11 protein-coding genes and 3 pseudogenes are annotated in these 14,777 nt (G+C 35.8%); 3 read left to right on the forward strand and 11 right to left on the reverse strand.

Going from position 1 to position 14,777, the window contains the following annotated elements:
- Positions 1-4: 4 nt before the first annotated feature.
- The 3 genes from OOL03_RS03530 to OOL03_RS03540 form a co-directional block, all read right to left on the reverse strand.
- On the reverse strand, positions 5-958 hold the full coding sequence (locus OOL03_RS03530; RefSeq protein WP_264707020.1) for an ankyrin repeat domain-containing protein: 954 nt from the start codon (positions 956-958) through the stop codon (positions 5-7).
- A gap of 336 nt (positions 959-1,294) precedes the next feature.
- Positions 1,295-1,936: a fructose-6-phosphate aldolase gene (fsa, locus tag OOL03_RS03535; RefSeq protein ID WP_155968460.1), complete on the reverse strand. Its 642-nt coding sequence runs from the start codon at positions 1,934-1,936 to the stop codon at positions 1,295-1,297.
- Between the two features lie 39 nt (positions 1,937-1,975).
- Positions 1,976-2,317, reverse strand: coding sequence for a hypothetical protein (locus OOL03_RS03540; protein WP_065095098.1), 342 nt, complete (start codon positions 2,315-2,317; stop codon positions 1,976-1,978).
- A 303-nt stretch (positions 2,318-2,620) separates the two neighbouring features.
- Here OOL03_RS03540 and OOL03_RS07165 point away from each other — a divergent pair.
- Positions 2,621-3,706: pseudogene (locus OOL03_RS07165) on the forward strand (IS3 family transposase).
- 480 nt (positions 3,707-4,186) lie between these two features.
- Here the strand turns inward: OOL03_RS07165 and folD are convergent.
- The 5 genes from folD to OOL03_RS03575 form a co-directional block, all read right to left on the reverse strand.
- Positions 4,187-5,065, reverse strand: coding sequence for a bifunctional methylenetetrahydrofolate dehydrogenase/methenyltetrahydrofolate cyclohydrolase FolD (gene folD / locus OOL03_RS03555; protein ID WP_264707023.1), 879 nt, complete (start codon positions 5,063-5,065; stop codon positions 4,187-4,189).
- Positions 5,049-5,624, reverse strand: coding sequence for a UbiX family flavin prenyltransferase (locus tag OOL03_RS03560; protein WP_038249916.1), 576 nt, complete (start codon positions 5,622-5,624; stop codon positions 5,049-5,051). The genes folD and OOL03_RS03560 overlap by 17 nt, the downstream gene beginning before the upstream one ends.
- Positions 5,617-5,883: a DUF2312 domain-containing protein gene (locus OOL03_RS03565; protein WP_010082293.1), complete on the reverse strand. Its 267-nt coding sequence runs from the start codon at positions 5,881-5,883 to the stop codon at positions 5,617-5,619. The genes OOL03_RS03560 and OOL03_RS03565 overlap by 8 nt, the downstream gene beginning before the upstream one ends.
- A 13-nt stretch (positions 5,884-5,896) precedes the next feature.
- Positions 5,897-7,180, reverse strand: a complete 1,284-nt coding sequence (locus tag OOL03_RS03570; protein ID WP_264707024.1) for an HlyC/CorC family transporter — start codon at positions 7,178-7,180, stop codon at positions 5,897-5,899.
- 88 nt (positions 7,181-7,268) lie between these two features.
- Positions 7,269-8,447 (reverse strand): aspartate aminotransferase family protein, encoded by a 1,179-nt coding sequence (locus OOL03_RS03575; protein WP_264707025.1) that lies wholly within the window; start codon positions 8,445-8,447, stop codon positions 7,269-7,271.
- A gap of 275 nt (positions 8,448-8,722) precedes the next feature.
- Here OOL03_RS03575 and OOL03_RS03580 point away from each other — a divergent pair, with 275 nt between their 5' ends.
- Positions 8,723-9,895: an NADH-quinone oxidoreductase subunit D gene (locus tag OOL03_RS03580; RefSeq protein WP_264707026.1), complete on the forward strand. Its 1,173-nt coding sequence runs from the start codon at positions 8,723-8,725 to the stop codon at positions 9,893-9,895.
- A 760-nt stretch (positions 9,896-10,655) separates the two neighbouring features.
- On the opposite strand, the pseudogene OOL03_RS03585 reads toward OOL03_RS03580, so the two are convergent.
- From OOL03_RS03585 to OOL03_RS03595, 3 genes and pseudogenes are all read right to left on the reverse strand, one after another.
- A pseudogene (locus OOL03_RS03585) lies at positions 10,656-10,850 on the reverse strand (IS256 family transposase); the annotation flags it as partial.
- Between the two features lie 79 nt (positions 10,851-10,929).
- Positions 10,930-12,224: pseudogene (locus OOL03_RS03590) on the reverse strand (IS4 family transposase).
- A 118-nt stretch (positions 12,225-12,342) separates the two neighbouring features.
- Positions 12,343-13,674, reverse strand: a complete 1,332-nt coding sequence (locus OOL03_RS03595; RefSeq protein ID WP_264707027.1) for a DNA recombination protein RmuC — start codon at positions 13,672-13,674, stop codon at positions 12,343-12,345.
- A 218-nt stretch (positions 13,675-13,892) separates the two neighbouring features.
- Here OOL03_RS03595 and OOL03_RS03600 point away from each other — a divergent pair.
- Positions 13,893-14,752, forward strand: a protein-coding gene (locus OOL03_RS03600) for an IS630 family transposase (RefSeq protein ID WP_264707019.1) whose coding sequence is annotated in 2 segments (ribosomal slippage) — positions 13,893-14,217 and positions 14,217-14,752 — 861 coding nt in all. Because the reading frame shifts where the segments join, the coding sequence is not laid out codon by codon here.
- Positions 14,753-14,777 lie beyond the last annotated feature (25 nt).

A 14,777-nucleotide genomic window follows, 5' to 3' on the forward strand; every position in this document is an offset into this window, starting at 1 on the left:
AGAGCTATACTAGTGGAACTACAACAGCAGATATAACACCAACAGTAATTCCTGCTGTTATAGCTTTAGGTCTATGAATAAATGATGGATCTGCACCATAATTTAGTAGAAGTTTTGCTACTTTTGGATGTTGATAATTTAGTCTTGGATATTCACCATGAGTGTAATAAACAGCATAATATAAAGGAGTCCTTCCGTCTTTATCTTGTACATCAACACCTGCCCCTCCTTTTAATAGAGCCTCTGCTATTTGTGTATACCCGTTCTCAGCAGTATAATGCAAAGGAGTTTTTCCATCTTTGCCTTGTAGATTAACATCTGCTCCTTTTTCTAGCAAAACTTCTACTACTTGTGTGTGCCCATGTCTGGCAGCATAATGCAAAGGAGTTCTTCCTTTTTTATCTTGCGCATTAACATCTGTCCTTCCTTCTTTTAGTAGGATTTCCACCATTTGTACATATCCACACTCAGCAGTATGATGCAAAGGAGTAAATCCACATCCATTTTGTACATTAGTAGCTCCTGCCCTTAACAGAAGCCTTACCATTTCTATCTTATTCCCAAGGTGAACAGCATAATCTAAGGGAGTGAATCCCTTTCGGTCCTGCATGCTAACGTCTGCTTTTTCTGCAAGTAAGATTTCCGCTACTTGTGTATGTCCGTGCTGAGCAGCACAATGCAAAGGAAAGCCGTCATTAATATCAAAACCATTTGCCACCAAATGCTCTGCTAATTTTGCACAATTAAATTTAGCTGCGAATTGTAGTAAATCACCACATGGAAATTTCTTTAGATCAAAATTATTTTTTTCCCACCGTTTAAGAAATTTTTCTATAGTTCCTAAATTTCTTTCATTGGACTTAGCCTCTATTTCAGCTTTTATTTTATCGGTTATATTATCCTTGTTCAGGTTTTGGCTACAATTGACTGCTATTAGTATTTGACCTAACCCCTGCATTTTTTTCTCCAAGATATAAAATTTTATTATGGCATATGAAGTGGATTATGTCAATAAAAACCTAAGAAACTGGTTCTTCTTTTTTTCTATAGCTTTAGGTTTACCTACAATTTGAAAAACAACAAATTCGTCATTCCGCTACTCGTTAGCGCCTCGGCGGTATGATGTAGGGAAACCTTTCTTGGGTTAGCTATAAAGTTAAAATTCGACCAGGGCAGCCGCAATAAGGTAGCAAACGCCATCATGTCTTTAGGAGAGTTTGCTAATGAAGGCTCTTAAGTTGACGCCATTGCCTGAACGGATACGCCAATTTTTATGTTCATTTGTAACCGTTTATTATTTTACACCCCAGTCTTTTTCAAATATTGCTAGCCCTTGGTCAGTAAGTGGGTGATTAATTAATTGTCTAAGTACTTTTGCTGGCACAGTAATTGAATCAGCACCAAGCCTTGCAGCTTCTATTACATGCGCTGGGCTTCTCACTGATGCAACAAGAACTTTAGTATCAAAACCGTAATTAGAATATATAGTACATATATCTTCTATTAGCGATAAGCCATCATAGCTTATATCATCAAGGCGACCAACAAAGGGGGAAATAAAACAAGCACCGACCTTAGCGGCAAGCAGTGCTTGTCCAGGAGAAAAACATAATGTGATGTTAACAGGTATTTTATGCTCTGTCCATAACTTTTTACAAGAAATTAATCCTTCATGTATAAGAGGTAATTTGATCACAACATTATCAGCAATTTTTGCTAAATTCAGACCTTCTGTGATCATCTCTTCATGGCTATCTGCAACAACTTCAACACTAACAGGCCCTTTTATAATAGAGCATATTTCACGCACTAAATCCTCGTATTTATCTTTACGCCCGGACTTTGCTATTAAAGAAGGATTAGTTGTTATGCCGTCAATGAACTCCTTTAGTTCTTTAATTTCATTTAAATCAACGCTATCAAGAAAAATTTCCATATTAATCTCCTATAAAAAAAATACCCTTGCAAAATCTTGTCATCCTACCGCTTGACTTACAACCGTATGAACTTCCTGCGTTGTAAACATCAAACGGCCGATAACACAACTGTACAAATATTGAGACATAAGAGTAATTTGTACCAAGAAAAAAGATGTCATCCCAGTGCCCAGACCCCTTAGACAATGTACCATCTTTTGATTTTGTCCATTCTGGGCGGGGTTTTCAAGTTCTTTGATCTTAAATACTACATCTACTTTATCAAGATCAATGTTGACTTCTTTTACTAATGTCCTAATAAGACTACGTTTGGCTTGCCAATCTAGGTCCGATTTAACACTAGAATAAAAGCCCTTTATGCTATTTGTAATAAGATTCATTTTCTGCCGTATTCCCTTTTACCTTTTTCTTCTCTCCTTTAATCTCTTTTAAACGTTCCTTCATTTTTTTTATTGCCTGCTTAAAGTCTTCCTTACTTAGTTAGTGCATACTTTGTTGCCGTAAAAACTTCTGGTACCCAAACAATTGTAATAAGTATACACAATCTTTGTCAACTATTTTCGGCACTGGTATATAAATCCAATTCTCTTCATCTGTACTATAAATAGAGTGACCTTACCCAGAAAAAGTGGAGAGAAAGAAAAGAGTTTTTTTGGGTAAAATAAAATTTTGGAGGATTAGAAATGGTAAGAGAATATACGGCAGAATTCAAATTGGAAGCTGTTAAACTGGCAAATGAACAAAGAAAGGCAGGTCAAACAATTACAAAAACAGCAAAGGATTTAGGAATAAAGGGTGGTTTATTAGGAAAATGGATAAAGAAACACAACGAAAAAAGTCGGCAGCAGATGCATTTCCAGGTAGAGGTAACATGGCTCCTTACGACAAAGAGAGGTTTGATTTACAAAGCAAGAGTAACAAGGGAAAGAGACATTTAAAAAAAAGCCCTGGCCAGTCAAAAAGAGTAAAATATTTTTTTATATAGTAACTGCTATAAAGTACAGGAATTATGTAGGATTTTCTGCTAGTGGCTACTATAAGTGGACCACAAGAAAAATAAGCAGTAGAGAATCAGCAAATAAAGAGCTACTCGAAGCTATTCAAAAAATATATCAAGTTTCTAAATGTAGATATGGAGCTCCTAAAATTCATGCTGAATTGAAGGCTTTGGGTAAAAGTTGCAATTTGAAAACGGTGCAAAGTATTATGCAGAAAAATGGTATTCAGGCTATACTGAGAAGAAAATTTAAAATTAAGAAACAACAAACGGACAGTAGCTCCCAATATATTAGACCAAAACTTTATTGTCGATCAACCAAATAAAGTATGGGATTACTTATATAAAAACCAAAGAAGGATGGCTATATTTGGCAACAATAATCGCTCTATATTCACGCATGGTAGTTAATGAGCAGTTCAATAAATAAACAATTGGTTATGAACTCTTTATTAATGGCCATTAATAGGCGTAAACCTGTTAAAAATCTACTGCTGCACAGTGACCAAGGTTCACAATATACTGCGCAAGGGTATCAATATCTCTTAGCTGTAAAGAATATAGATGAGTAATAAAGGCTGTTGTTACGACAATTCTGTTGTGGAAAGCTTCTTCAGTTCTCTAAAAAGGGAGTTACCAATAGACACCTCTCGGCACTCTAAACAGCATATCAAAACTGCTATATTTGAATATATAGAAATTTTTTATAACAAACAACGTCACTATTAACTATTGCATTCCTGAGCATTTTGATTCATCATTCTCTTTGTGAAAAACATTCCAAACTTTCTCTCCACTTTTTCTGGGTAAGGTCAGATACTATAAACTATAAAAAAATTTCTCCGATAGTTCATATAGCAAGTAAATTCACAAAATGAAGACTATTATTTTTATTACAGGTGTATCTACGGTTGGAAAATCAAGTTTGGCTCATATATTAGGTTCAAAGCTTTTTATGCCTAGAAACTTTGCAATTCCACTAACTATAGCTAACCCAAGAAAGGTTTCCCTACGTCATACCGCCGCGGTATCTCAGCATAGATTCCGCTAACGAGTAGCGGAATGACGAATTTGTTGTTTTTCAAATTGTAGGTAAACCTAAGCCACTTTAGCTATACTTGTAGAGAAAAAAGAATAGATGATGATCCTAAATATTTAATAAATTTGACTACTGAGGAATTTCAAAAATCTCAATTTTTTATTAATTGTGATATGGTACATTCTATCTTCATATAGCTTTCCTCTTCATACCTCAACTAATGAAATCAGAAGCATCAACTCCCTTTTGCAAGCAAGCAGCAATAACAGTGTTCATCATTAGAAATGCAATGGTCATTGGGCCAACGCCCCCGGGTACTGGGGTCATAGCTTTGGCTTTCCCTTTTATTCCCTCAAAGTCAACATCACCTACAAGCTTTCCTACGTTAACGCTATTTATGCCAACATCGATCACTATTGCACCTTTCTTTATCCAGTCTGCTTGAACAAAATTTGGCTTTCCGACTGCTGCAACTACTATATCCGCTTTAGAGCAATATTCAGCTAAATCCTTGCTTTGTGAATGCAAGATGGTGACAGTGCAGTTTTCTTGCAATAGCAGGTAAAACATTGGCTTGCCCACGATATTTGACCTACCAATTACCACTGCGTTTTTACCGGAAAGGTTCTCTTCAATTGACTTAATTAAATGCAAAGAACCTTTAGGAGTGCAAGGTATAAGGCAGTTTTTTTCACCTTTAACTAATTTGCCAACGTTTTCATCATGAAAGCCATCTACATCTTTTTCAACACTTACTGTGTTAATTACTCTGCTTGCACTAATATGATTTGGTAAAGGCAATTGCACTAAAATGCCATGCACAGATGGATCTTCATTTAATTCATTGATTTTTTCAATTAATTCATCTTCTGAAATATTATCAGGCAAAACAATGGTCTCAGAACTTATGCCTATTGATTCTGCTTTTTTCTGTTTGTTGCAAACATAAACCTGACTTGCTGGATTGCTGCCCACGAGAATTACTTTCAGGCAAGGAAAAATGTTATACTCTCTCTTTAAAATATCAATTTTTTGTGATAGCCTCTCACATAGGTCGTTTGCTATTTTTTTACCATCAATAATAATTGTCACTTCCTTGCCACTCCTTAAAGTCGGGTAATTTGATATCAAATAAATCCAATACTTTGCCAACAGAATGATTAATAATATCATCCAACGATTTCGGTTTAATATAAAAAGCAGGCACTGGTGGAGCAATAATTGCTCCCATCTCCGTTAATTTTAACATATTTTGTAAATGCCCAAGATGCAGTGGTGACTCTCGCACCATAAGAACTAACTTTCTTCTTTCTTTTAGCGTTACATCTGCAGTCCTTGTCAATAGATTGGAAGTAACACCTGATGCGATTTCAGACATTGTCTTCATAGAGCATGGTGCTACAATCATCCCTGAGGTTTTAAATGAGCCGCTTGCTATTTTTTCTCCAATCTTTTCTTCAGAATAGTAAAAATCTGCAAGCGATGTAATATCTTCAAGTTTTTCTTTAATCTCGTGAGCTAAAGTTATTTTCCCAGCACGACTTATCACTAAATGAGTTTCATAATCGACGTCTTTCAACGCTTCTAAAATACGCACACCGTAAATAGAACCAGATGCTCCACTTATTCCAATTACAATTCTGCTATTCACTTAACTCTTCTTCGTAGCTCATTCCCAATGCACGTTTATAGGTATCAAGCAATATTTCTTGTTCCTCTCTGTCATCATCATCCATCTTCCTCAGCCTAATAATTTGTTTCATCACTTTTATATCCCAACCTTCATCTGCGGCTTTTGCATATACATCACGAATGTGATCTTGCACATCCCTCTTTTCTTGTTCAAGTTTTTCGATTCTCTCTATGTAACCCTTCAACTCTTCAGCCGTTATTTTTACTGTATCTTCCATGAAACTCCACTAATTAATTGCTGCCACTAATATTACCAGTTTTTACTTGCACTTCAACAACAGTAATAATATTTTTATCTTTTTTTAAAATCTTAAAGCGAAAACCATACATGGAAAACTCCTCGCCTTCGTCAGGAATGCGCTCTATTTCATTTACAATCATACCTGCTAGAGTTGTAGCTTCTTCATCAGGGAGATTCCAGTATAACTGCCTGTTAATGTCCCTAATAGTAGATTTTCCTTCTATGTGATACATATTATCAGATATTTTCTTTATAAAATTCTCCATAATCAAATCATGTTCATCCGAAATTTCTCCAACTATTTCTTCCAGTATATCCTCAAGAGTTACAATTCCCTGCAGTGCTCCATACTCATCAATAACAAATGCAAGGTGTTTCCTGTTCTTACGGAAGTTGTGAAGTTGCACGCTGAGCGGTGTACTTTCTGGTATGAACCAAGGCCTTGACATAACTTGGGTAATGTCAACTTCTTCCGCTTTATTATTCTTTTCACGCAAAGCATTTATTAGAGCTTTCACGTGAATTACACCTACAATGTTATCTGGTTCCTTCTGCCATAAAGGTACTCTACTGTGACTGCTGGTTAAAATCTCTCTTATTAACTCTTCTTTATTCCGATCTATATCAAGAGAAAATAGGTTTCTTCTATGGGTCATAATTTGTGATATCTCTGTCTCAGCCAAATCAAGTATGCTGCTTAGCATATCTAAATCCTGTTGCAACATAGTTCCTTCACTGCGGTGAAGAGTAATCATATTACGCATTGCATCCGCTGCAGATATCACTTCCTTATCTTTATGCAGCCCACATAATTTTAGGATGAGGTTAACAATAAATTGAATACCTAGTGTCAATGGAGAAAAAATCTTTACAAAAAACAATACAAAATAAGCAGAAAATGATGCAAATTTTTCAGGATTTTGAATAGCATAAGTTTTTGGTAGAACTTCGCAGAACAATAAAATACAAAATGTCATTATAATTGTTGATAGGAGAATGCCCTCATTTCCAAAAAGATTGATAAATATTGCTGTAAATAAAGCAGAGCAAGTAATATTAATAATTGTATTGCCGAGCAATACCGTTCCTATTGTCAATTCTTTCCTATTTAATAAGCGATCTATTACCCTGGCTTTTTTGTTACCGTCTAGCTTTAGCTTATTAACTCGAGAACGGCTAATTGAGGTTAAGCCTATTTCTGCTCCTGAGAACAAAAACGATAAAACTAACAAAACAAAAATTGCTGATGATACTAAGACCAATAACCAATCCATTAAAGTACGATGTTATTGTGATAAAAAATAAAATTAATTTTACATGTTATGAGAGGCATTTGCAAGCCTGAATTTATATTGCCGAATTTTATATACCTTTAATCTTAAAAAACAAATCATAAAGCATATTACACGCTGCGTTCACATGCTCATCCTCAATGATAAGTGGTGGGGTTACCCTTACTACTTTGTTGTTTAAAACCCTAGTTATTATTAAACCTTTATCAAGAGATCGACTAATAATTTTATCAGCTACAGGAGTTGCTAGTTCTATTCCCATTAGTAACCCTTCTCCACGAACTTCTAAAATCATCTCAGGAAATTCTTTAGCTAAAAGCAACAGCTTTTCTTTTAAATCTTTACTAATTTTTTTAACATGATCAAAAAAGCCTTCTTTTAGCATTATATCGAGCACTGCATTACCAACAGTCATGGCAAGTGGATTGCCACCATAGGTTGATCCATGAGTTCCTGGAGTGATTGCTTCTGCTATATAATCTTTCACTAAACATGCAGCTAAAGGAAAACCGTTACCCATAGCTTTTGCACAGGTTAGCATATCAGGTTCAATGCCGACATTTTGATAATGAAATAAAGAACCGATGCGTCCATATCCGCACTGCACTTCATCAAAGCACAAAATTATTCCTTGAGCTTTTGTTATTTCCCTTACTTTTTGAAGATATTCTACGTCTAGTGGATATACTCCACCTTCGCTTTGTATGGGCTCTAAAAATACAGCAGCTATTTCATTGTTGATTTTTTCTTCTAATGCTTTAATGTCATTTCTTGGCACTTTATCAAAACCAGAAAGGAGCGGAGCAAAACCTTCGCGTGATTTTTCATTGCCTCCAGCAGAAATTGCAGCAATACTGCGGCCATGAAAGCCTCCTTCAATTGTAATAATACGATTACGTTTTACTTGCCCTTTTGAATAAAAGTAACGACGAATAAACTTAATTGCAGCTTCTGTTGCTTCAAGCCCACTTGAGCAGAAAAAAACTTTATCTGCAAAAGTAAGGGTTGTTAAACGCTCGGCAAGCCTTTCTTGCTCGGGAATAGTGAAAATGTTAGAGCAGTGCCATAATGAGCTCGATTGCTCTTTCAGCTTATCTGTAATGTATGGATGACAATGCCCTAAAGAAGTTGTAGAAATACCTGCAGCAAAATCTAAATATTTTTTACCATCTTTATCAAAAAGATATGCCCCTTCTCCCCTGACTATAGGAGTGTCAAGTCTATTATACGCATTAACAACATGATCCATTTTATAAGTATTGTGGTATTATCTATACTATACCTGAAATGAATCCATTAACACAAAGCTTTTCCTTTAACCTCTTATGCTACTTCAACTAAAAATTTGGCTAATGCAAACCTTTTTTGTCATTCTATAGCTAAAGTGACTTGGTTTTACCAACACTTATTAGCCATTGTAAAAGTTTTTGTTTCTATTGAATGATAGTTGTAGCCTATGCAAGAAGTTTATTGACTTTGAGCGCACTTTAGCCTATACAATTTTAATATCTTAAACTACTGGACATGCCCGATCTAAAGACAATGATGTTAAATTTTGGACCTCAGCACCCAGCTGCACATGGAGTGTTGCGTCTTGTTTTAGAGATGGATGGTGAAGTGATCGAGAGGGCAGATCCCCATATTGGGCTTTTGCACCGCGGTACTGAAAAATTAATAGAACATAAAACGTATCTTCAAGCTTTGCCTTATTTTGATCGCCTTGATTACGTATCACCAATGTCACAAGAGCATGCATATTCACTTTGTGTGGAGAAATTGTTGCAATGTGAAGTGCCAATTAGGGCAAAGTATTTACGTGTCTTGTTTTGTGAACTGACGAGAATACTAAATCATTTACTGAACGTTTCTTCTCAAGCACTTGATGTTGGAGCAATGACCCCTCTTTTATGGCTCTTTGAAGAAAGAGAAAAAATACTGGAATTTTACGAAAGAGCTTCAGGTGCAAGGTTTCACGCAGCTTACATCAGGCCAGGTGGAATTGCAGCAGATGTTCCAGAAGATTTGATTGAGGATATTACAAAGTTTATAGAGCAATTTCCAAAATATATAGACGATGTTGATGAACTTTTAACAGAAAATAGGATATGGAAGCAACGCACTGTAGGAATTAGTGAAATATCAATTAAACAGGCACTTGATTGGGGCTTTAGTGGCCCAATGTTGCGCGCTGCTGGGCTTGCTTGGGATTTGCGAAAAAGCCAGCCATATGAGATATATGATCAACTAGATTTTGATATACCGATCGGCCAAAATGGCGACTGTTATGACCGTTATCTAGTTAGAATGGCAGAGATTAGGCAATCTATCAGTTTGGTGAAGCAGTGCATAGAGAAAATGCCTGAAGGGCAAATAAAAACTGAAGATAGAAAAATTTCTCCACCGTCAAGAGCAGAGATGAAAAAATCTATGGAAGCTCTGATTCACCATTTTAAGCTCTATTCAGAAGGATATCACGTACCAGAAGGTGAGGCTTACGCAGTTGTTGAGGCACCAAAAGGTGAGTTTGGAGTGTATATAGTTTCAGATGGTACCAATAGACCTTATAGGTGCCGAATAAGAGCACCTGGCTTTGCGCATTTACAAGCCTTAGACTTTATGGCAAAAGGACACATGCTTGCTGACGTTGCAGCAATTATTGGCTCACTCGATATAGTTTTTGGTGAGATTGATAGGTAATCATTGGTACCCGTTCAGGCAATGGCGTCATGCAAGTAGCTGACACATAACTGTACGAACATTTGTTTGCAAAGGCAGTATGTTAAGTGTTATAGCCGATTTTGCCTCAAACACAAAGGCAGTGCCTTGACTACTTGGATCCAGAAAAATTGATTGTGTACTATACAACATTTTTGATCAAAAGCGTAACCGTTCACTGTTAGACTGCATTCTGTGATTTTTAGCAAAACATGATCTTTCATTTGAGCTTCCTTCAATTTAAAATAAATACAGAAAATTGCTGCCTATAGCTAAACTGACTTAGATTTACCAACAATCGTCATCCCGCTACTTGTTAGCGGCTAAGAGATACCGCGGCGGCATAGCTATCTTCAAAAATATGGTTGAATAATTGTGTGTATAATTATTAATATTTTTAAACACTTTGGCTATGGCTTTATCTAAGTTTCTCGACCCTAAGCTGGATTTAACCTTCAAAAAAATATGTAGGGTCAAGAACTGGCGCGCCTACTTTAGGGTTTGGTGGCTGATCCATTGTTTTCACAATAGGCCTCAATCCAAATTCCCATGTTAACGTTTCCAGCTCCCGCCTCGTCAAACGCAGCATCCGCACTACGCTTTCCTAGCAGATTCTTTACCAAAGTTTATAACATATTGTGCTGGTGATGCTTTCGGTTTGTAATACCTTATTCTGTAGTCTGAATATAGACCCAGCGTTTTGTATATCCATTCGCTACTCCACTTCTTCCAACCAAACCCTCTCTTCACTTTCAGCTAATAAGTGATTTTCTATTTCACCTTCCAAACTTGCCTCCAGCAGCTTTTTTATAAGTGGTGTAAATGCTCCATCCCTTCCTGTTAATGGTCTGCCTTCCCTTATTGATAACAGTATATTTGCTTCCAGTTCTTTGTAATCTACCAAACCGGTAGTTCTGTTTACTACTTTCTGACTCATTGTCAAACCTCCATTTTTTTATATCAATTTATTACTTTTTTTTCGGTTTGACACACTTTTTTGAACCATACGCGTCAAGTTAAGAGATTGTGAGCAAATTTAGAGAGGTTAAAGTGGATACTCTAGCCCTTCTACGTTTGTCTTTTAATGAAAATCGCGACCAAGTTATAGTGAGTTTTTTAAGAAATGCTTTTAAACTATTAATTTTGGTTAATACTAAAAATAACTCTCTAACCCGCCTTTTTAGCTCAATAAATGCCTTTGTTAAGCTAAGTTCTGTATTCTTTTTCACTTCTGTGCAACCAACTATGCCGTGAAATATAAGAATTGCGCACAATTTAGCATATAGTTCACATAATACTCTGCATGGCTTTCCTTTTAGCTTATCAAGCCTGATATGGCTTTTATACAATTTAAATAATAACTCAATTTGCCACCTTACTCTGTAAATCGTTAATACTTGCTCAGCACTAATTTTATTTTCTGGAACATTAGTTATACCAGTTCAATAATTTTTGATTTCTTTTAGAGGATCCTGCGATCTTGCTAATCTATTAGCTTTCCTTCTTCTGGCCATAGACTGTTCTTCAGTTAGTTTCTGACATATAATTCTTACTCTAATTTTTGCTTCTTTTCCTAACAATACCTCGTTTTCTAAAAATCTCTAAACATTCTAATAACTCCATTTTTTGATTTGTTTCTACATCATATACGTTGGTATCGACGACTTATGAAATAAGCTCCTATTTCATTGATTTGTTTAAAAGAACTTGGCACAAAATAACCGAGATCAGATATTAGCAAATCATTGCTTGATATATTACTTAAATGTTTCCTATATCCCTGGTCTGATCTTATTCCCTCCGTTAAATTAAGTTGGTCTATTATCTGATTCATGTAATCGAAAACTAATTGTAACTTTATTCCAGACTTAGTATTGCTTTCATAGCCACTGTAGCTAGTACCATAACCTTTATACATCTCTTCCATACTGTTAGGTAGAGTAATATAGCTACTGTCCAATAATTTAACACTATTAAATTGCTGTAAGATTTTGCAATCAACTTGCAAGATATTTTTAAAGAGAATCACAGATTCATTATACATCCTTTTCATAAATTCCACTGCTTCTTCAGTAAATCTAAAATCCAAACCTTGTTTTGTTATATCTATCGAGTCCTCGTTTAGTAATTGACACATTGTTTCTACGCTACAATTATCAACTCCTATATTACCCAAGACCATGGCTTTTACGAATGATGAACCTTTTAGCTTTCTCTTTCTTTTTATAAACCTTGTTGTAATTGAGATTTTCTCTGCTTTTTCATTAAAAAATTCTTTGAGCTTTTTTGATAAGCAAGTTATTTTATTCATTGGTTCTCTCACTAAAAGTATATCTGGGAGAACTTATACCTTATTATTCTATCTCTTTCATACCTTTATTTCCTTAACTTGACGCGTATGCTTTTTTGAACATTCCCTGTTAAGATGCCTAATCTACTTTCAGCTCCTCAGTATGTAAACTGCGTGGTAAAGACTCTAATTCCTTTGCAGCACTTAAACTTTTATTTTTTGCATGTATACCAAGCTTATTGAATTCTCGAGCAGCAGGAAACACCCTTGCTTCAAGAGAGCCAGCAGTTTTATTATAATGATCAACAGCACTTTTTAAGCTCCTGCGCAAATTATCAAAGTTTTCACCCATTGTGCAAATGCGCTCATATAAAATATGACCTAGTTCACTGATTTTCTTTGCGTTTTCAGCTATCATCTCTTGCTTCCATCCATACGCTATTGCTCTCAGCAACGCAATTAGAGTGATCGGTGTTGCAATGATCACTTTTTTTTCCACTCCAATCTCTATCAAAGCAGGCTCATATTCCAGTGCTGCGCTAAAAACTCCCTCCCCTGTTAAGAAAAGCACCACAAGTTCTGGCGTATTTTCAAATTGATTCCAATACTCTTTTTTACCCAAATCATTTATGTGTTTTTTTATTGCCAGGGAATGGTTCTTTAATTTCTCCTTTTGTATTTGCAAATCATTTTGTGATATAGCATCCATGTAAGAATCAAGCGGCACTTTAGCATCTATTATTATTTGCTTTCCAGATGGCATTTTGATTATTAAATCAGGACGCAATAAATTATTCTCGTTTTTATCAATCACTGACGGCTGAGTAAAAAAATCGCAATACTCAATCATTCCTGCCATTTCTACCACTCTTTTGAGTTGCATTTCACCCCATTTGCCCCTAATGTGAGGTTTCCTCAGGGCATTAGCAAGGTTGGAAGTTTGGTTCATCAGCGCTCCAATTTGCTCCTTTAAACCTTCATAGGCCCCTACCCTCTCCTTTTCTAGCTCACGTATTTCATTATCGAATTTTTCTAATTTTTCTTTTATTGGAGTTACAACTTCGTTGATCGTTGCTTGTCTTTTTTTGAAATCGCTTTCCGTTTCTTTTAATTTACTATCGATTACTTCCTTTGCTAAGTTCAGAAAATTATTGTTATTTGTTTGCAAAGCATCAAGAGAGAGCGCTTTAAAAGTGTTTGTTAATCTCTCCTCTGCTTTTGTTAGTAATTCTATTTCCTTTTTCTTTTCCTCACGTTCTTTTTGCAGAGTTACTTCAAGTTCTGCTCTTTTGACCCTTAAATCAACTATTTCTTCATTCTTCGTAAGCAAAGTTTGCTTTGTTTCTTGAAGTTCTTGCTCTAATTTACATAAATTACCCTCAAGGTTTGCTTTCTTTTCGCTCAGTTTTTTTACGATAATGTAGAAAAATAGTAATAGAGAGACAACCAGAGCTATAGAATTGAAAAGCATCAGAATAAAAAAGCTGTATTTACAATTCTATATGATTTTTGTGTGTATAAGAAAGAAAAAAGGAGCACCTAAAGAGGTGACCTTACCCAGAAAAAGCAGAGAGAAAGTTAAGACGTTTTTATCATGAGAATAAATTGTGCAGGAATGCAATAGTTATAGCTCTTTCGATAAAAGTCCGGATGTGATAGGATAAGGATAGATGATGATAAGGAGGTTGAATGCCAGCAGCATATAGTTATGATTTAAGAAAAAAAGCAATGGAAGCGCTAGACGAAGGAGAAAGCAGAGAAACAGTGGCAGCAAGATTTAAGATTGGACGAACTACTTTATGGGAGTGGCAGCAAAGAAGAAAAGAAACAGGAGACTTTCAATCAAAAAAACTTGGAAATGGGGGTTACAATCACAAAATTACCGACTGGGATACCTTTGCCAAATTTGCCAGAGAACACGGAGGAAAGACTCTATCGGAAATGGCTAAACTTTGGAACAACGTTAGTATCCAAACGATCTATCGAGCCCTTAAAAAAATTGGATTTACGCGCAAAAAAAGACATATGGATACAAGGAAAGAAACGAAGAAAAACGTGCTGAATTTTTGAAAATTATAGCGACAAAAGAACCTAAAAACTTAGTGTATATAGATGAGTCTGGCATTGATAACACCGAAGACTACCCCTACGGATATTGCCAGAAAGGACGGCGGTTTTATGCCTTAAAATCTGGAAAGAAAACTCAACGAATCAGTATGGTTGCAGCCTTAAGTGGAAGAAAGATAGTTGTTCCGTTAACCTTTGAAGGCCACTGTAATATGGATGTTTTTAATGGATGGTTTGAGCAATTTTTGACACCGATCTTGGAACCTGGACAGACTGTCATTCTTGACAATGCTACTTTTCATAAGTCTGATAAGATTATCGAGCTTGCTAAAGGGGTTGGTGCAGAAATTTTGTATCTGCCGCCTTATTCTCCAGATTTCAACAAAATTGAGCATCATTGGTTTGCTATAAAAAACAGAGCCAGGAAAAACATTCCTCTATTCGAATCCTTTCTTCGTGCTGTTGATTCTGCCTTCCTATGACCTGTTTGGACTATTATGAGAAATG

This window comes from Wolbachia endosymbiont (group A) of Acrocera orbiculus, assembly GCF_947250015.1.
Classification (GTDB): Bacteria; Pseudomonadota; Alphaproteobacteria; order Rickettsiales; family Anaplasmataceae; genus Wolbachia; species Wolbachia pipientis.